This is a genomic window from Staphylococcus sp. AC872 (assembly GCF_979255425.1).
Window position 1 is genome coordinate 431,203 of record NZ_CEEDKW010000002.1, and the last position, 18,185, is coordinate 449,387.

General features: G+C 32.1%; 19 protein-coding genes. 6 read left to right on the forward strand and 13 right to left on the reverse strand.

Going from position 1 to position 18,185, the window contains the following annotated elements:
• Positions 1 to 189: 189 nt before the first annotated feature.
• Together rpmF and ACZ267_RS05060 are read right to left on the reverse strand one after the other, a co-directional pair.
• Positions 190 to 363, reverse strand: a complete 174-nt coding sequence (gene rpmF / locus ACZ267_RS05055) for a 50S ribosomal protein L32 (RefSeq protein ID WP_002442221.1) — start codon at positions 361 to 363, stop codon at positions 190 to 192.
• Positions 364 to 441: 78 nt separating this feature from the next.
• Positions 442 to 1,002 (reverse strand): YceD family protein, encoded by a 561-nt coding sequence (locus ACZ267_RS05060; protein WP_002466530.1) that lies wholly within the window; start codon positions 1,000 to 1,002, stop codon positions 442 to 444.
• A 127-nt stretch (positions 1,003 to 1,129) separates the two neighbouring features.
• Between ACZ267_RS05060 and ACZ267_RS05065 the strand changes: the two genes are divergently transcribed.
• Positions 1,130 to 2,272: a nucleotidyltransferase gene (locus tag ACZ267_RS05065; RefSeq protein ID WP_015365178.1), complete on the forward strand. Its 1,143-nt coding sequence runs from the start codon at positions 1,130 to 1,132 to the stop codon at positions 2,270 to 2,272.
• Between the two features lie 52 nt (positions 2,273 to 2,324).
• Here the strand turns inward: ACZ267_RS05065 and coaD are convergent, their stop codons facing one another.
• Together coaD and rsmD are read right to left on the reverse strand one after the other, a co-directional pair.
• Positions 2,325 to 2,810 (reverse strand): pantetheine-phosphate adenylyltransferase, encoded by a 486-nt coding sequence (gene coaD / locus ACZ267_RS05070; RefSeq protein WP_015365179.1) that lies wholly within the window; start codon positions 2,808 to 2,810, stop codon positions 2,325 to 2,327.
• A 1-nt stretch (position 2,811) separates the two neighbouring features.
• Positions 2,812 to 3,354: a 16S rRNA (guanine(966)-N(2))-methyltransferase RsmD gene (gene rsmD / locus ACZ267_RS05075; protein ID WP_002466531.1), complete on the reverse strand. Its 543-nt coding sequence runs from the start codon at positions 3,352 to 3,354 to the stop codon at positions 2,812 to 2,814.
• Positions 3,355 to 3,422: 68 nt separating this feature from the next.
• Between rsmD and ACZ267_RS05080 the strand changes: the two genes are divergently transcribed.
• Positions 3,423 to 3,812, forward strand: coding sequence for a DUF7147 family protein (locus tag ACZ267_RS05080; protein WP_002450660.1), 390 nt, complete (start codon positions 3,423 to 3,425; stop codon positions 3,810 to 3,812).
• Positions 3,813 to 3,834: 22 nt separating this feature from the next.
• Here the strand turns inward: ACZ267_RS05080 and ACZ267_RS05085 are convergent, their stop codons facing one another.
• Complete coding sequence (locus ACZ267_RS05085) at positions 3,835 to 4,086, reverse strand: DUF2129 domain-containing protein (protein WP_002450661.1); 252 nt, start codon at positions 4,084 to 4,086, stop codon at positions 3,835 to 3,837.
• 233 nt (positions 4,087 to 4,319) lie between these two features.
• Between ACZ267_RS05085 and ACZ267_RS05090 the strand changes: the two genes are divergently transcribed.
• Positions 4,320 to 5,240 carry a glycerophosphodiester phosphodiesterase gene (locus ACZ267_RS05090; protein ID WP_019235866.1) on the forward strand — a complete coding sequence of 307 codons (921 nt, stop codon included), beginning with the start codon at positions 4,320 to 4,322 and terminating at the stop codon, positions 5,238 to 5,240.
• Positions 5,241 to 5,296: 56 nt separating this feature from the next.
• On the opposite strand, the gene ACZ267_RS05095 is transcribed toward ACZ267_RS05090, so the two are convergent.
• The 4 genes from ACZ267_RS05095 to cyoE all read right to left on the reverse strand — a co-directional run bounded on the left by ACZ267_RS05095 (position 5,297) and on the right by cyoE (position 8,392).
• Entirely contained in the window at positions 5,297 to 5,731 is a 435-nt protein-coding gene (locus ACZ267_RS05095) for a YlbF/YmcA family competence regulator (protein ID WP_002465502.1), read from the reverse strand.
• 18 nt (positions 5,732 to 5,749) lie between these two features.
• Positions 5,750 to 6,793, reverse strand: a complete 1,044-nt coding sequence (locus ACZ267_RS05100; RefSeq protein WP_015365183.1) for a CAP-associated domain-containing protein — start codon at positions 6,791 to 6,793, stop codon at positions 5,750 to 5,752.
• A 198-nt stretch (positions 6,794 to 6,991) separates the two neighbouring features.
• Complete coding sequence (locus ACZ267_RS05105) at positions 6,992 to 7,453, reverse strand: DUF420 domain-containing protein (RefSeq protein WP_002450665.1); 462 nt, start codon at positions 7,451 to 7,453, stop codon at positions 6,992 to 6,994.
• A 27-nt stretch (positions 7,454 to 7,480) separates the two neighbouring features.
• Complete coding sequence (gene cyoE, locus ACZ267_RS05110) at positions 7,481 to 8,392, reverse strand: heme o synthase (protein ID WP_002467502.1); 912 nt, start codon at positions 8,390 to 8,392, stop codon at positions 7,481 to 7,483.
• A 246-nt stretch (positions 8,393 to 8,638) separates the two neighbouring features.
• On the opposite strand from cyoE, the gene ACZ267_RS05115 reads away from it, so the two are divergent.
• Positions 8,639 to 9,556: a COX15/CtaA family protein gene (locus ACZ267_RS05115; protein WP_002467503.1), complete on the forward strand. Its 918-nt coding sequence runs from the start codon at positions 8,639 to 8,641 to the stop codon at positions 9,554 to 9,556.
• A 57-nt stretch (positions 9,557 to 9,613) separates the two neighbouring features.
• Here the strand turns inward: ACZ267_RS05115 and ACZ267_RS05120 are convergent, their stop codons facing one another.
• The 3 genes from ACZ267_RS05120 to ACZ267_RS05130 all read right to left on the reverse strand — a co-directional run bounded on the left by ACZ267_RS05120 (position 9,614) and on the right by ACZ267_RS05130 (position 15,215).
• Positions 9,614 to 13,060 (reverse strand): pyruvate carboxylase, encoded by a 3,447-nt coding sequence (locus ACZ267_RS05120; protein ID WP_124747915.1) that lies wholly within the window; start codon positions 13,058 to 13,060, stop codon positions 9,614 to 9,616.
• A gap of 337 nt (positions 13,061 to 13,397) precedes the next feature.
• Positions 13,398 to 14,621 (reverse strand): cell division peptidoglycan polymerase FtsW, encoded by a 1,224-nt coding sequence (gene ftsW / locus ACZ267_RS05125; protein ID WP_002467498.1) that lies wholly within the window; start codon positions 14,619 to 14,621, stop codon positions 13,398 to 13,400.
• A gap of 318 nt (positions 14,622 to 14,939) precedes the next feature.
• Positions 14,940 to 15,215, reverse strand: a complete 276-nt coding sequence (locus ACZ267_RS05130; protein WP_002450671.1) for an Fpa/YlaN family protein — start codon at positions 15,213 to 15,215, stop codon at positions 14,940 to 14,942.
• A 147-nt stretch (positions 15,216 to 15,362) separates the two neighbouring features.
• Here ACZ267_RS05130 and ACZ267_RS05135 point away from each other — a divergent pair, with 147 nt between their 5' ends.
• On the forward strand, positions 15,363 to 15,845 hold the full coding sequence (locus tag ACZ267_RS05135) for a hypothetical protein (protein WP_002467505.1): 483 nt from the start codon (positions 15,363 to 15,365) through the stop codon (positions 15,843 to 15,845).
• The gene (locus ACZ267_RS05140; protein ID WP_002467494.1) at positions 15,846 to 16,031 is read left to right on the forward strand and encodes a DUF2197 domain-containing protein; all 186 of its coding nucleotides are present in this window, start codon (positions 15,846 to 15,848) and stop codon (positions 16,029 to 16,031) included.
• A 212-nt stretch (positions 16,032 to 16,243) separates the two neighbouring features.
• Here the strand turns inward: ACZ267_RS05140 and typA are convergent, their stop codons facing one another.
• Positions 16,244 to 18,091, reverse strand: coding sequence for a translational GTPase TypA (typA, locus tag ACZ267_RS05145; protein ID WP_002467500.1), 1,848 nt, complete (start codon positions 18,089 to 18,091; stop codon positions 16,244 to 16,246).
• Positions 18,092 to 18,185 lie beyond the last annotated feature (94 nt).

The following is an 18,185-nucleotide window of genomic DNA, read 5'->3' on the forward strand; positions in this document are numbered from 1 at the left end:
TGATTTCTTCTTCAATATAATTGTATAGGATTGCGCTACTTTTTTAAATAACGAAAGCAAACCATCGATATTTTTACGTAATTTATAGAAAAAGTTACTTCAATATTTTGTCCTATTTAAATATATGATAATAAAAAATATCCTAATTGAAATGACTATTCCAATTAGGATATTTATTGATATCTAAAATTATTTAGATACGATTTCTTCACCATTGTAAGAACCACAGTTTTTACAAACACGGTGAGATAATTTGTATTCGCCACAACTTGGGCATTCAGTCATACCAGGTACTGAAATTTTGAAATGAGTACGACGTTTGTTTTTTCTTGTTTTAGACGTTCTTCTTTTAGGTACTGCCATGATTTATCCTCCTTAAAATTAAACACATCATTAAATGATATCAGTTTATTTAACAATATTATATCATTAATTAAACTGCTATTGGTCTTTATCGTATAATTGTTGTAATTTCTGAAGCCTTGGATCAACTTGCTTTCTGTCTGAATCATCATCTTCTTGGTCTTGTTCTTTTACAAGTTCCTCGAATTCATCTTCATCAATCACTTCCCAACCATTGCCTTCAGTTAACATTTGATTGCTATTGTCTGAATATGCTCTCATCGGTTTCTCGATAATTACAAAATCTTCAACAATATCTTTAATGTTAATCATACCGTCAGTTGCTGAATGATAATGTTCATCCTGCTCTTCTTCGTCAGTATAATAATCACTGCCTTCTAAATCAAACACTTCAGAAGTTTCGACATCTAGCGGTACTTCTACTGGTACTAATGTACGTGCACATGGCATCGTATATGTACCAGTGATATGCATATCTGCAATCACTTCGTTTGATTTAACAGTTAATTGTCCTTCAACATTGATTTCAGAAAGATCGATAAGATCTAATGATTCTTTTAAATGTTCAAAATTCACCGTTTGATTAAACTCAAATGGTTTACCTTGATATTTTCTTAATTGTGTTATTGACCATTTCATATGGCTTCACCTCTAACAAGCACAAAATTTATTTTAACTTTCTCAGTATAATATGTCAAGATTTTTTTCTTAACATACATACTTCTGTTACAATACTAATAATGAATTCTGAAAGGACGAATTGCAAATGAAAAGTGTTGGCATTATATCTGAATATAATCCATTCCATAACGGGCATTTATATCATGCACAACAATCCAAATTACAATCACAAGCGGATGTTTCTATTGCCCTTATGAGTGGCAATTTTGTCATGCGAGGTGAACCGGCTTTATTTAATAAATTTATTCGTACACAAATGGCCCTATCAGCAGTAGATTTAGTCGTTGAACTTCCAACCATCGCCAGTCTTTCATCAGGTGATTACTTTGGTGAAATGGCAATTAAATTAGCTGATTATTTAGATATTAATACCATCTCATTTGGAAGCGAGCATGGCAATATTAACGACTTAAAAGAAGCTACACGACAGGTTCTTGATTTGGAAAACAGTGATGCCTTTAAATCAAAATTAAAAGAAGGTAAGAGTTATCCTAGGATCATTAACGAATTAATCCAACAACAATCTACAAATGATATTTTACAATCACCAAATAATATTCTAAGTATTGGATATTTAAAAGGGATTCTGCAATTCGCACCTCAAATAGAAGCTATCACTATTCATCGCGATACTGCACAACATCGTGAGCAAACGATTCAACATCAACAATTTGCTAGCGGATCATCCATACGCCAATCTATCATTCATCATCATTCTGATTGGGAAAACGTTGTTCCAGAAGAAATTAAGTCACTATATCACTCGCAATTTACAACTGTTGAGCACGCCTTTCCGTATATCAAACATCAGTTATTAACACAGCGTATTTCAACACTTCAAACCATATATACTATGAGTGAAGGTTTGGAAAATCGATTAATCTCTATGATTAAGTATGCACACTCATTTAAAGATTTATTATCTAAAGTCAAAACGAAACGATACACTTATACACATATTCAACGCGTATTAATGAATATATTACTTAATATTCAACAAAGCGATATTAACCATGATATCTTTGCTGCTAGAATATTAGGTATGAATGAAAATGGTCGGGCATATTTAAAATATCTAAAACGACATTTTCCAGAACGACATTTTATTACGAATATCAACCAATCATCTTCCACTTATTTCCCAATTGAAATTAAAGCAACGCATATCTATAATCTAATAAGCCAGCAATTCGATGATGATTTTAATACACCAGTTATCAAATCTTAAAAAATGTACTTTTACATAATGTGATTCGCATTATATAACAGTACATTTTTTATTATATATGATATTTTTCTTTTAAGGCTTTAGCTACATTAGGTGGTACAAATTCTGAAATGTCAGCTTTGTATGCTGCTACTTCTTTTACTATACTCGAGCTAATAAATGAATAATTCGTACTAGTCATCATATACATGGTTTCGATATCACTGTTCAACTTTTTATTCATAGATGTTAAACGTAGTTCATATTCAAAATCACTTACCGCTCTTAAACCTCGGATAATTGTTTTAGCACCAACTTGTTTACAAAAATCTACTAACAAACCATTATAATGGTGAACTTCTACATTGGATAAATGTGCTACTGAGCCTCTTATTAAATCCATTCGTTCGTCTAAATTGAAAGTGCCACCCTTACTACTATTTTTTAAAACACAAACATGTATTTCGTCAAAACGATCTGCACTTCTTTCAATAATATCTAAATGACCATATGTAATTGGATCGAAACTTCCGGGAATGACTGCTTTCGTCTTATTCATATTATTCTCCTTTTTCTAATAACAAAGTATCTGTCAAACCATAATGATATCTTTTTATTTCTTTAAACGGTGCGCTTTGAATATGTTCATCATTACTAAACTCACAAATGATAATACCATTTTCTTTTAGTAAATTAAACTCCGCAATGCTTTTTAATGCTTCATCGATTAAACCTTTATTATATGGTGGATCTAGAAAAATATAATCGAATTGTATTTCTCTCTTAGCTAAGGCTTTCAAAGCTCGATCTGCATTATTTTTATAAACTTCTGATTGTGATATTAAATCGAGTTGTTTTAGATTTGATTTGATCACTTTAACCGCTTTAAAGTTCTGATCTACGAAAATGACCTTATCCATTCCTCGAGATAAGGCTTCAATACCAAGGGCACCACTACCGGCAAACAAATCTAAACCAAGCCCTGATACTTCATGTAAACTATTAAAGATGCCTTCTTTGACTTTATCCATAGTCGGTCTAGTATTGCGACCCTCTAAGCTTTCTAGCGCTTTACTTTTATGTATTCCTGCTATCACACGCATTTCATTCACACTTCCATTTCACTATGTAATTTAATATAATTTGACTTAAAAGGAGATTGATTTAACATATGAAACAATCATTTATTGTCTTGGGTGAAGGGTTAACAGATTTGTTTGAATTTACTACACTTATCGACTATAACCATTCACGCATTGATAAAATTATTTATTTCCATTCACCGCAAACTGAAAAACAATTATCATCTGTCGCTATTGTCATGCAACCAACTGAAGGTAATTATTTTCAAGCAATGTACATGATGATGAACGCAGTAAAATATCCTTATCCTGATAGCAATAAAAAGTTTGAAATGATTAACAACAAGGCAGAAGCCTATGATATTCCAGTCTTAGGCATAGACGTTCAACCACCTGAAGCATTTCATGACAATGACTTGTATTTTAATTATTTAATTAGCGTGTTACGACTACAACGATGGATTCCACCATTACAATAAAATACGTCATCTTAAACACGAGTTATAAAACTTCGTGTTTTTCTTTTTCATAAGTTTTCTTTAAAAATCGATAAGGGGATCCATCGATATGTCTTACATATTTTAATTTCATTAATTTATTTACAACATCATCCGCTTCATTCTCATTAACATACATAATAACGTACTTACGTTGTCTATTAGAATGAACGATGTGACCATATTTTCTAATTTGTCTCTCGTGTTTAATGTGTTTTAAGTAAACGACGAGGCTTACTCTAGGAACTAAATTCATCTCTCTTCACTCCATTTGATATACAATTTTAATCATATCATGAGTTTAAATTTTATGAAATAACAATCACCTTTTAATATAAACTAGGGAATTGCATTTGGAAACACATTTTATTTGTCAATTGTATTGTCTATCATTTGATTGTTAACACATTCTATTTCAGTACGCACTTCATTTTCCATATATAACTATTATCTGTTAATATGACTTTAATAACTTAAGGAGGATATTAAATGGTTAAACTAAATAAGTGGTTAGTTAATGGCTCATTAGCAGCGGCAAGTATAATAGGAAGTGTGCTTTATATTAATCAAAATAAAAAGCCACGTGAAATTAATGCAATTCCTCCATTCTTTTCAGGTGTAGCACCATATCTGTTTGCTCATAGAGGTGGTATGGCCGTAAGACCTGAACAAACTAAATTAGCATTTGATAATGCAGTTCAATATGGCGTGGATGGCTTTGAGACGGATGTACGATTAACTAAAGATAAAGCGCTCATTGTTTTCCATGATGCAACGGTAGATCGTACTACGAATGGATCAGGAAAAGTATGTGAACATACGCTTGCTGAGTTAAGAAAATTAGATGCCGGTTATTATTTTACAGATATTAATCGTCAATACCCATATCGTGGACATTCAGACGCAAAAATTCTTACGTTTGAAGAGTTATTAGAACTTTACCCAGAAATGTATATCAATGTAGACTTGAAAGATCATCCTGATAGCTATGAAGGTGCCATAGCACCTGAAGTACTTTATCATCAAATTTCTAAACATCAAGCAGAACACCGTGTTTTAGTCACAAGTTTCCATAAAGAACAAATAGAACGCTTTGACCAATTAAGTAAAGGTACAGTTGCAATTGGTGCAAGTCAAAGTGAAGTTACTGAAGCTTTCATTAAATTCAATACCTTTAGAGGTAACACTTATCATCCTAAAGCTAATACTTTCCAAATGCCTATCGAATTTAAAGGTATACGACTTACATCTGCAAGATTTATTAAATGGTTAACACTACTAAACATCGTACCAGGATATTATGGCATTAATAGCATTGATTTAATGACAGACCTTTATCAAAAGGGTGCACATACCCTTGTAACTGATCGTCCTGATCTAGCACAACAGTTTAAAGAAACATTAAAATAAGATGTCAAAATAATGGCAAGGTCTAATGTTAAACATAGACCTTGCCATTTATCTTTCTATAGTGAGCAATTACATGATCCTCCAGAAGCACATCCATGTGCAGTTGTTTGAAAGAATGGATTACCCGTTTCAATTTTTACATTATCTGATACTGCTAATGCAATTTTACTAATCACTTCATCTATTAAATTCTGTAATTCTACTTCTTTAGATTTATAGTCCATAACCACAGGCAACATTTCATAAGCTCTTTTACGTTGACGTGTTTCCATCATTATTGTTTTATAATCCGGATGATATCTACCAAAACGCATGACATCATCATATTTATCTTTAGACTTTAAAAAAGCTGAGTATAATAAGTGCGCTTCATCATCTTGATATAATAATTCCTTTGCTTCAATGTAGTCATGATATATTACAGAATCTACGATCATATCAGACAATGCTTCGACATCGTCTAAAATAGACAATGTTTCTTCATTTATCATTTGTCATCTTCCCCTTACTTATTTTTCTAAGAAAATTAATGAATAATAATCTTTCATCACTTCTCCGCCCATTTCATCATACTTGGTATTTAACATTCTTGATCGATGAATATCCGAATTCATCCAACTATGAATTAATGTAGGAACATCATCAAAGTTATAACCCACATTTTGACTTGTAGAAGTATAGCTAATATCTCGTTCATCTAATTGCTGTTTTAATGCATTTTCAGTAAATTCAACTGAATCATAACCACTCTTCGTTGCATCAAACAAATTAATAGAGGCTATATGCGCAATATCATTATTTACTTTTAATGGTTTTAAACCTTTTAACTTTCTCATTTCGTTTGTCACTTCATAGAGTGTCATTAACTGATTGGGATTTTGTTCATATGGTAATTCTTTATGTTTTTTGCTAGATGAAGACTGAGATTCATTGGTTTTGTATGGTTGTAATGAAGCTAATGCATCTTTATCTAAAAAACGAATTGCCATAATCTTATTAGATTGTTGATCAGAATATACTTGCGCATACACATTACCGTATTTAATTAATGTTTGCGTTTTTAAGTCTTCATCAGACAATTCAAACTCATAAACCTTGCCATTAGATTTAATAGTTGGTTCAGGATTAATGCTTGTATTTTCATAGATTTTAGAATTTTCTTCACCTATATGTAACGGACTCATATTTACATCATTGCCAGTAGCATATACAGATTTAATTTGATTATCTTTAACGCTTACAATGTAATATTGATTTTTCTTCTTAAACACATAATTTTTATAACCATCACTAACAGGATATGTACGATTAGCTTGCCCATACTTTTTAGTAAGCTGATTAATATTTTTCCCAATCCAAGTACCTACACCTTTTTTAGGCTTTGGATTTTCAATATCTTTATTAGTATTCTTAAACTGTTCAGTTCGCTCAGTTTTTTGATTTTTATTAGGGTTTTCTAATACATCAAACTTTAAACGTGGTGAGTAAAATAAATAGATTAGAAAAGAAACTAAAAAGACTACACCTAATATTCGTATTACTAATTTTTTCATTTTTCACCCACCTCAATAGAATTATTATCATTGTACATAAATATATATTTCATAATCAAGATAAGTCTATTTTCATCATAAATTTCATTATAAACACTTTTAGCTATTTATGTTTGTAAAATGAATTACCGATTTAAATATATTAAAAAACTGATAAAACCTACGATTAAGTTTTATCAGTACATTTAAAATATTAAATTATAAACCTAAAGTTGCTTTAATTAATGAAGTCGTTTCGCCACCTGGATATAAGATGTATAAAAGTAAATATACTGCCACACCAGTAATAGCTGTAAAGAACCAAATAATTGAAGCAATAGGTCCAATTTTTCTATGAATATTAAATTTATCTTTGAAGGCCGTAAAAATTTGTATTAAGCCTAATACCCCACCAATTGTTGCTAGGTTAATATGGAATACTAAGAAAATCGTATAGTAAATTTTAATACTATCTGGACCACCAAATGCAGTATTTCCTATAAAGATTGTACGACTAGCATAAATAATAAAGAATGTAGCTGCGAAAATAGCTGCCCATAGCATTACTTTTTTATGCTTATCAATTTGTTTTTTCCAAATAAGTCTCCAACCAATTGCCACTAATATCGCACTAATAACAATGCATGAGGTACTTAACGTTGGTAATATAGGCACGTTCATATGTTTCATCCTTACTTAATTTTATATTTATATCATTTTAATAAGTGATACGACTACAACAAGTACAAAGAATACAACTAAATAGTTTAATGAATAGATAAACATTGTTGTTGCCCATTTAGTTTGATCACTATTGCGTTTGAACGATGTCAAACCTAATGCCATCCAACCTAGATTTAATAATGTAGCTAATACAATAAATGTAGTACCTAAACTAGATAACATGAATGGTATTGGCAATAATAATACTAACCAAATGAACATACTTATACGTGTTCTATTGAATCCTTTAACTGATGGTAACATTGGAATGTTTGCTAATGAATATTCATCACTACGTTTAATAGCTAAAGCGTAGAAATGAATAGGTTGCCAACAAAATACTACTAAAAATAATGCTATTGCAGCAACACTGATAGAACCATCAATCGCTACCCAACCAATTAATGGTGGTACAGCACCTGGAAAACTACCTACGACAGTATTCCAAGTTGTGTGTCGTTTAGACCAAATCGAATAATAAGAAACGTATCCTACGATACCAATTAATCCTAATACGCCTGATGGAATATTGAGTAAAAATAAACATGCCTCACCTACTAACATCATACCAAAGCTTAAAATTAATAAGTGTTTATTTGAAATTCTATCATTTACAGTGGGTCTATTTTGTTTACTAGGCATGATCTGATCAATATCTTGGTCATAGTAATTATTAAGTGCACATGCACCGCCCATTATAAATGTAGAACCTATAATCATTAATAAAATTTGAGGTATCGACGATAGGAAGGAATGGTTTGTCATTACAACAGCCAACCAAGCCCCGGCAAATGCAGGAATTAAATTCCCTTGAACAAGGCCCATCTTAATAATCTGTTGTAACTCTTTGAATGTCACACGGCCCGCATCTTGTGACAAAGTTTGTTCTTTGTTCATAATTCCCCTCCTTGAACTTTTTCATATAATATAATGATATAGCAAATAGTTATAAAAGACTAGGTTTTAAAAAATTAAATTGTGACACTTTAACGACATTCTAAATAGTTGATTTTGTAATGCATTTAAAAATGGTATCATTAATATAATGTAAAAGAAAAATATATACGTTAATTTAAAGGAAATGTCTAACATGATATAAGCGATTAGATAAAGTACTTTATTTTAATGATGGGGTGTTTATCATTGTTTAGAAAAGAAAACCTTAAATGGTTAAGTGTCTTAGCAACAATTATCATGACATTTGTACAATTAGGTGGTGCACTCGTCACTAAAACTGGTTCAGAAGATGGTTGTGGTTCCTCGTGGCCTTTATGTAATGGTGCATTTCTGCCACAAAATTTACCTATACAAACCATTATCGAATTGAGTCACAGAGCTGTATCAGCATTGTCCCTTATCGTGGTATTGTGGTTAGTTATAACTGCATGGAAACATATCGGATATATCAAAGAAATTAAACCATTATCTATAATTAGTGTTGGTTTCTTATTACTGCAAGCTTTAGTAGGCGCTGCAGCAGTTGTGTGGCAACAAAATGATTATGTTTTAGCACTACATTTCGGTATATCACTAGTGAGTTTCTCTTCAGTATTCTTAATGACACTAATTGTCTTCTCAATTGATCAAAAATATGAAGCTGATGAGGTAATGATTAAAAAGCCACTACGTACATTAACTTGGTTAATGGCAATTATTGTTTATTTAACAATTTACACAGGTGCACTAGTAAGACATACTGACTCAAGTCTAGCTTATGGTGCATGGCCAGTACCTTTTGATGATATTGTCCCACACAACGTACATGATTGGGTACAGTTCGCACATAGAGGTATGGCATTTATTACTTTCATGTGGATTATGTTCACTTTTATTCATGCCGTCAAAAATTATGCTGATAATCGTACAATCAAATACGGTTACACAGCTGCTTTTATTCTAGTTATTTTACAAGTAGTCACTGGTGCATTATCAGTCATTACAAATGTTAATTTGTTTATTGCATTACTTCATGCTTTATTTATTACTTATTTATTCGGTATGATTGCCTATTTCATTCTATTAATGTTAAGAACCACAAGAAGTTTAAAAAACAAATCATAATATTTATCCCCAACATTCATCATGTCTGATTGAATGTTGGGGATTTTTAAATTAATCTCATACTTTTTCAATTTCTATTAATAAATCACCTGTTGCAATCGCATCACCACTTGCTACGGTAATCCGTTTAATCACTCCATCAAATGGTGCTTGGACAGTTGTTTCCATTTTCATGGCTTCAGTGATGAGTAGAGCTTGGTTAGCTTTTACTTTATCACCAATAGCTACTTTCACCTCGGTCACTGAACCTGGCATTTGTGCACCAATGTGACAAGGATTAGTTTTATCTGCTTTTGGTTTTACATTAACATTCGCTTTAACATTTTCATCTTTAATATATATACGTCTTGCTTGACCATTCATTGAGAAATAAATGGTTCTTTGCCCATTTTCATCTGGTTCACTAATTGTTTCTAACTTAATGATTAGTCGTTTACCTGTGTCAATTTCAATTTCAACTGTTTCTCCATTTCTCATACCAAACAAGAATGTAGGTGTATCTAGTAATGATAAATCACCAAATTGCTCTTTCGTTGCAATAAATTGTTTGTATACTTTTGGATATAAGACGTAACTTATAATGTCTTGCTCAGTTACTTCGATGTTTTGAATTGAAGCTAATTCTTGTTTTACTGCATCGAAATCAACAGGTTCTAAATATTCACCAGGTCTATTTTCTAATGATGTTTGCCCTTTTAAAATTACTTTTTGAAGTTGTGCATTAAAACCATTGACAGGTTGACCGATTTCCCCTTTAAAGAACGAAACTACAGATTCTGGGAAATCTAATTTATGTCCTTGATTAATAACATCATCTTCATTTAGATCGTTTTGAACCATAAATAATGCCATATCTCCGACTACTTTCGAAGATGGAGTTACTTTGACAATATCACCAAATAAGAAATTCACACGACGATACATATCTTTAACTTCATCGAAGCGTTCTCCTAAACCAAGGCTTTTAGCTTGTTGACTTAAATTAGAATATTGTCCGCCAGGCATTTCATGTTGGTAAATTTCTGTATTTGGAGATTTGATATCACTTTCAAAATCAACATAATAAGGGCGCACTGTTGACCAATAATGACTTATTTCTTCTAACCCATTAATATCTGCTCTCAATTGACGTGGGAAGCCGTTTAAAGCATAGTATAATGAATTGGCACTAGGTTGACTTGTTAAACCACTCATTGATGCTACAGCCGTATCGATGATATCCACACCTGCATCAATCGCTTGCATATACGTTAATAAACCATTGCCACTTGTATCATGAGTATGAAGATGTATCGGCATATCAACTGCTGCACGTAAATGTCCAATAAGTTCATAGGCTGCTTTCGGTTTTAATAAGCCGGCCATATCTTTAATGGCTAAAATATGGAATCCTTCTTTTTCTAATTCTTTTGCTAATTTCACATAGTAGTCCAATGTATATATATTAGATCTTTCAGGATTTAAGATATCTCCTGTATAACAAATAGTACCTTCTGAAATCTTTCCTGCTTCTTGAACTGCTTCGTTCGCCACTTTCATTTGATCTACCCAGTTTAATGAGTCAAAAATTCTGAATACATCAACACCTGCTTCTGCACTTTCTTTCACAAATTTTTGTATAACATTATCTGGATAATTTTTATAACCCACGGCATTTGAAGCACGTAATAACATCTGAAATAGCACATTAGGTATTGCTTGGCGCAATCTTTCAAGTCGTTCCCACGGATTTTCTTTTAAGAAGTTATATACTACATCAAACGTTGCACCGCCCCACATTTCAAGTGAAAAATTATCTTTAAATACTTCTGCTGTTTTAGAAGCAATATTCAACATATCTTTAGTACGTACACGTGTGGCTAATAAAGATTGATGAGCATCTCTAAATGTTGTATCTGTCATTAAAACATCTTCTTGTTCGCGTACCCAATTTGCCACACCTTTAGGGCCTTGTTGATCTAATAACTGTTTCGTACCTGAAAACGTAGCTATTTTCTTTTGTGATACTTTAGGAATAGATGCAGCTTCATAAAGTGGTTTAGGTCGTTGTTCAACATTAGGGAACCCATTAATAGTTACATTACCTATGTACTCTAATGTTTTCGTACCTCTATCTAAAGTTGGTTCTATATTAAATAATTCAGGTGTCTCTTCTATAAATTTAGTTGTATAATCGCCACTTCTAAATTGTTCATTTCTCATCACATTGATTAAAAATGGTATATTCGTTTTCACACCTCGAATACGCATTTCTCTTAATGAACGTTCCATCTTTTCTTCAGCTTGTTTGAATGACATAGCATGCGTCGATAGTTTTACTAATAATGAATCATAATACGGCGAAATCTCTGCACCTTGGAAACCATCGCCAGCATCTAAACGGACTCCAAATCCACCACTAGAACGATATGCAATAATTGTGCCAGAGTCAGGCATAAAATCATTGAGTGGATCTTCAGTAGTAATACGACACTGGATCGCATAACCTAATGTTTGAATATCTTTTTGCTTTGGCATACCTATTTCTTCACTAAATAATTCTGCACCATCAGCAACTAATATTTGCGTTTTAACGATATCAATACCTGTAATCATCTCAGTGATTGTATGCTCCACTTGCACACGTGGATTGACTTCTATAAAAAAGAATTCATTACCAGATACTAGAAATTCGACAGTTCCTGCGTTTACATATTTGATATGAGACATTAATTGAAGCGCAGCGTCACATATTTTCTTTCTTAAGGATTCTGACAATCCAACGGACGGCGCTACTTCGACAACTTTTTGATGACGACGTTGAACAGAACAATCACGTTCATAAAGATGGATCAAATTACCATATTCATCACCTATAACTTGTACTTCAATATGTTTAGGGTTATCAATGTAACGTTCTATATATATTTCACTATTACCAAATGATTTCTCTGCTTCAGATTTAGCACGATGGAATGCATCTTCAAGCTCACTTTCTTCATGAACGATACGCATACCTTTACCGCCACCACCACTGGTAGCTTTAATCATCAATGGATAACCAGCTTCATTAGCAAAAGATTGGGCAGCTTCATAGCTTTCTATAGGTCCATCTGTGCCTGGTATAACTGGTAAGTTAGCTTTAAGTGCAGTAGCTCTAGCTTTAACTTTATCTCCAAACATATCCAAATGTTCTAGATGTGGTCCAATAAATTTGATACCCTCTTCTGCACATCTGCGCGCAAATTGTTCATTTTCACTTAAAAATCCATAACCTGGGTGGATCGCATCTACATTTGCTCTTTTAGCTACATCAATAATGCGTTCAATATTCAAGTAACTTTCAGCTGGTCCTAAATCACTACCAACTAAGTAGGACTCATCGGCTTTATATCTATGTAATGATGATTTATCTTCTTTAGAGTATATGGCTACTGTATTAATATTTAATTCTGCAGCAGCTCTAAAAATTCTGATAGCGATTTCCCCACGATTGGCTACTAATAACTTTTTAATATGTTTCAAAAGTGATCACACCCCTGTTAAATTTTCGGAATTTTCTTACTAGTCTGATACTAAGATTTTATCTTATATAGATTGCTTTTTCTATAGTTATTGCATATTAGTCATAATTCTTTAATTTAAGTGTCACATAAGATAAATATTCTTATTGCGAAGCTAACTCAACTTATCAAATTCATATAAACTTATCATAAACAATAACTTTATATTATCATTGCATCAATCATATTTCCAGTTAAATCTTGTATGTTTAATAAATATTTATAATAAAAAAAGCTAATCTCTATAACTTTAGAAAATTCAATATAATGAATTTTCTAAAGCGAGATTAGCTAAATACTTATTGATATCGTCGTTTAATATCGACTTTATGTTGTTTGGCTCTTTTTTCATCCATTTTAATCTGTTTAGCAGTAATGAGTAATAATCCCATTGCTATACTTAAACTAATCATGGCAGATCCGCCAAAACTTATAAATGGTAATGGTACCCCTGTTAATGGGATCGTCGCTGAAATACCACCTAAGTTAACAAATGTTTGACTTCCAATATAACTTGCGATACCAACACAAACCAATTTATAAAAATATGAGTTAGTTTTATTTGCAAGCTGAAACGCACGATAAACAATGAAAAATTCTAGTAAAATGACAAACAAACCGCCTACTAATCCTAATTCTTCACAGATAACCGCAAAAATAAAGTCAGTATGTGGTTCAGGTAAATAACCTAATTTCATAATACTATTACCTAAACCACGACCAAACAGACCGCCATTACCTATTGCCATAAGTGAATTCGATATATGATAACCAGTTCCTGATTCGGCACTAAACGGATTGGTTAAAGTACTAAATCTTGCTTCAAGATAACTAGGTAATAAACCTGCAATCAGAACTAATAACGAAATCAAAACACCTGCAATTGCTACCATAATACCGTATTTCAAAATATTATGTACACCGATTCCTGCATAAAAAATGATTGAAAAGAATATGATTAATATTAATAGCGTTTGCCCTACGTCCTTTTGTAAAAAGACTAAAGCGACACAACTGGCTACTAAAATAATAGGTGCTGAAATTAATTTAATTTTATTACGCACTGCTGGCATTTTCTTTTCTATCATAAATGGTAAATATAATATAATAGCAATTTTAAGTAATTCGGATGCTTGTAAGTTCATAAATCCTAAGTTGATCCAACTTTTAGAACCATTAATATTTTTACCAATAACTAACGTAATTAAGAGTAAAACAAATATACCTATCATCATCCATTTTTGGACATTGGGTTGTTTCAGGACCTTTACATTCATGATAAATGCCATAAAAAAGACAATAGCAAAGCTCATAATGACGTATAGCAATTGCCTTGTATAGAAATAAGTACCTGATACTTCAGCACCACCTGTTAAAGTGCCTTTCGTAGCAGCAACCATACTGGCACTATAAACCATAACTAAACCAATTAAACATAGGATGACGTATGTGACCAACAATGGATAATCGATAAATTTAGATGTTTTTCCAATGTATCGCATTATATTTTTAAAATTTTTCATATACTTGTACATCCAATTCAAATTTTTTGAGAGTTGAGATTAAGAGCATCAATACAAATAATCAATGACTCTAAAACCTATCCTTTTCATTATAAACTTCCTATGTATCACAAAACAAATATTAACTTAACAATTATTCAAAAAAGATAAAATGACTGAGAAAATATCAAATATGATACTATCTCAGCCACCATTTTTACAATGTGCAAGTTACGGTTCCACATTTCATACTAGCATGAAAGTGTTGTCATAAATGTATTAAAATAATTCTAGTAACATCAATAACAATATATCAACACATCAAATTTATATAAAAAATTAAACGTTTGTAAATGCTTCGTGTAGTTTTGAAAGTTCTTTTTCAAGTCTTAACATAAGATTTTTGCCGTCTTCTTTCTCAACTAGCCCGAGTTGTACAGCAAAATCTACTTCTTTTTGAAGACCGAACATTTGTGTATCTAAAACTTCTTCGTAAAGTGGACAAGAAGGCACTGTTAAATTGTCCATTTGAACTTTAATAAGATGTAATATTCTATCTGCATCTTTGTTCAGTTGGTCATAAGCCGCATTATTTAATTTCGACTGATTAGCCATGACACGCACTCCCCCTATCATTTCATTAAATATCTTCAATATATAAAATTTTATCTTACTGAATGTTAAAAAGCAAGTATCTTTAAATTAAGTATAACGTATTTTATGATAAAATAATATAAGATAAAAATTTAGGGAGTGGGCAAGATGATTCAAATAAAAGGTGCGGTGAATTTCCCCATCACATTAGATAGTACAACATGGATTTTTGATGATAGAAAGGTAAGCCTCGAAGACTTAGAAAAAGGCGTTTTCGATGGCACTAAACCAATACAGTTCGAAGATAATCGCGAATGGAATCGTGCTATCTTAGAAGGTCAAACTAATCCACCAACATTAAATTCTGAAATTAAATATAAAAAGCGTTCTGTATTAGAGGGTTCATTTGTTATAAATATGACACCATTCTTTAAAACTTCTGAACCACAATCAAATGCAACCGCTATTAAATTATTTAATGACGAAGATGCTATAGAAGTTCCATTAGATTTATTACCATATTTATTCTTCCAATTTGCTAAAGATGGTAAACGTCTATATGACGATAACTCTGTGGATAGTTTTGTATATGATACTGAAAAAGGTTATAGTTACGAATTTAAGTATGTAAAATATATTGAGGTGATTTAATTGGTTCCAGTCAAATGTATCATTTGTGATACTACAGTACATATTGATGAAAACACTGTAGAAGCAAAACGACTTAGAAATAATCCTATTCGTACATTTATGTGTGATGATTGTAAAAGTCGTCTAGATACACCTAAACAGCCTCAACCATTTTCAACACATATTGATAAAAAGGAAAATGACTAATTAACTAGCGTATGATTGTAGCGTCTTTATATAAGAAGTTGTAATCATACGTTTTTTATATGCGTAGATGATTTATTCCGATTCGATTTATATCTACTTGTTTAAGATTAATTAAATCTAAATCCACAAAAGAAAACCACTTGATTATTGAAGAACATCAATAATCAAGTGGTTTTTAAATGACTCTTATTTAACAATGTATCAGACGTTGATTATTCGTCCTCTGACATCATTTGTTTAACGCGTTTAGCTTCTTTTTCACGCACTGATTTGTTTAATAATTTCTTTCTTAAACGAATACTTTCAGGTGTTACCTCAACTAATTCATCATCATTGATAAATTGTAACGCTTCTTCAAGTGTTAATACACGAGGTCGATTCATAGTTTGTGTTTGATCTTTCGTAGCAGAACGTACGTTAGTTTGGTGTTTTGTTTTAGTGATATTAACGGTTAAGTCATTTTCACGATTATGTTCACCAACAATCATACCTTCATATACTTCAGTACCTGGTTCCATGAAGTTAACACCACGGTCTTCTAGTCCTAAAATTGCATACGTACTAGCAGAACCTTGATCCATTGAAATTAATGCACCATTTCTTCTGCCACCAATTTTAGCTTTAATACGAGGTCTGAATTCTTCAAATGTATGGTTGATAATCCCATAACCACGTGTCATTGACATAAATTCTGTAGTATAACCAATCATACCACGTGCTGGTACCATAAAGATAAGACGAGTAAGACCATTATCAGTTGTCATCATATCTAACATTTCACCTTTACGTGCACCTAAAGATTCAATAACAGCACCAGAGTTTTCTTGAGGCACTTCACATTGAACTCTTTCGAATGGTTCACACATAACGCCATCAATTTCTCTAATGATAACTTGTGGTTTAGATACTTGAAGTTCGTAACCTTCACGACGCATATTTTCAATTAAAATTGATAAATGTAATTCACCACGTCCAGCAACTACCCATGCATCTGGTGAGTCTGTTGGTGTAACTTTTAATGATACGTCTGTTTCAAGTTGTTGATCTAAACGTTCTTGAATTTGACGCGCTGTAACGAAATCACCTTCACGACCTGCAAATGGTGAATTGTTAACTCTAAATGTCATTTCAAGCGTTGGTTCATCAATACGTAATACTGGTAAAGCATCTTGATGATCATGTGGTGTTACTGTTTCACCTACGTTGATATCTTCCATGCCAGAAACCGCGATTAAGTCACCTGCTTGTGCTTCTTCAATTTCTTCACGTTTTAATCCAAAATAACCAAATATTTTTGTTACACGGAAGTTCTTAACGCTACCATCTAATTTAATCAGTGATACATTATCACCTACACGCATTTTACCTCTGAATACACGTCCTACACCAATACGTCCAACATAGTCATTATAATCTAATAATGCTACTTGGAATTGTAATGGTTCATCACTGTTGTCAACTGGTGCTGGTACATAATCGATAATAGTTTCATATAATGATTGCATATTTTCATCTTGTTGTTCTGAATTTAAACTTGCAGTTCCATTAACAGCTGAAGCATATACAACAGGGAAATCAAGTTGTTCATCATTAGCTTCTAATTCGATAAATAAATCTAATACTTCATCTACCACACCTTCTGGTCTTGCAGATGGTTTGTCGATTTTATTTACTACTACCACTGGTTTTAAATTTTGTTCTAATGCTTTTTTAAGTACGAAACGTGTTTGAGGCATTGTACCTTCATACGCATCGACTACTAATACAACACCATCAACCATTTTCATGATACGTTCAACTTCGCCACCGAAGTCAGCGTGTCCTGGTGTATCTAATATATTAATTCGTGTACCTTTATAGTCAACCGCAGTATTTTTCGCAAGAATTGTAATACCACGTTCTCTTTCTAAGTCATTAGAGTCCATAGCACGATCGTCAACATGTTCGTTCTCTCTAAAAATTCCTGATTGCTTTAATAATTCATCTACTAACGTCGTTTTACCATGGTCAACGTGCGCAATAATCGCTATATTACGTACATCTTCTCTTATATTCGTCATATTATAAATTTCCTTTCTTAAGTAAACTCCCACTTTTAATTACAACTTTTTTATTATATCATAGATTAGAGAAAAAATAAGTAAAAGGTGGGGT

Coding starts and splice junctions, on each gene's coding strand:
- rpmF (WP_002442221.1), bottom strand. CDS start 363: ATGGCAGTACCTAAAAGAAGAACGTCTAAAACAAGAAAAAACAAACGT.
- ACZ267_RS05060 (WP_002466530.1), bottom strand. CDS start 1,002: ATGAAATGGTCAATAACACAATTAAGAAAATATCAAGGTAAACCATTT.
- ACZ267_RS05065 (WP_015365178.1), top strand. CDS start 1,130: ATGAAAAGTGTTGGCATTATATCTGAATATAATCCATTCCATAACGGG.
- coaD (WP_015365179.1), bottom strand. CDS start 2,810: ATGAATAAGACGAAAGCAGTCATTCCCGGAAGTTTCGATCCAATTACA.
- rsmD (WP_002466531.1), bottom strand. CDS start 3,354: ATGCGTGTGATAGCAGGAATACATAAAAGTAAAGCGCTAGAAAGCTTA.
- ACZ267_RS05080 (WP_002450660.1), top strand. CDS start 3,423: ATGAAACAATCATTTATTGTCTTGGGTGAAGGGTTAACAGATTTGTTT.
- ACZ267_RS05085 (WP_002450661.1), bottom strand. CDS start 4,086: ATGAATTTAGTTCCTAGAGTAAGCCTCGTCGTTTACTTAAAACACATT.
- ACZ267_RS05090 (WP_019235866.1), top strand. CDS start 4,320: ATGGTTAAACTAAATAAGTGGTTAGTTAATGGCTCATTAGCAGCGGCA.
- ACZ267_RS05095 (WP_002465502.1), bottom strand. CDS start 5,731: ATGATAAATGAAGAAACATTGTCTATTTTAGACGATGTCGAAGCATTG.
- ACZ267_RS05100 (WP_015365183.1), bottom strand. CDS start 6,793: ATGAAAAAATTAGTAATACGAATATTAGGTGTAGTCTTTTTAGTTTCT.
- ACZ267_RS05105 (WP_002450665.1), bottom strand. CDS start 7,453: ATGAACGTGCCTATATTACCAACGTTAAGTACCTCATGCATTGTTATT.
- cyoE (WP_002467502.1), bottom strand. CDS start 8,392: ATGAACAAAGAACAAACTTTGTCACAAGATGCGGGCCGTGTGACATTC.
- ftsW (WP_002467498.1), bottom strand. CDS start 14,621: ATGAAAAATTTTAAAAATATAATGCGATACATTGGAAAAACATCTAAA.
- ACZ267_RS05130 (WP_002450671.1), bottom strand. CDS start 15,215: ATGGCTAATCAGTCGAAATTAAATAATGCGGCTTATGACCAACTGAAC.
- ACZ267_RS05135 (WP_002467505.1), top strand. CDS start 15,363: ATGATTCAAATAAAAGGTGCGGTGAATTTCCCCATCACATTAGATAGT.
- typA (WP_002467500.1), bottom strand. CDS start 18,091: ATGACGAATATAAGAGAAGATGTACGTAATATAGCGATTATTGCGCAC.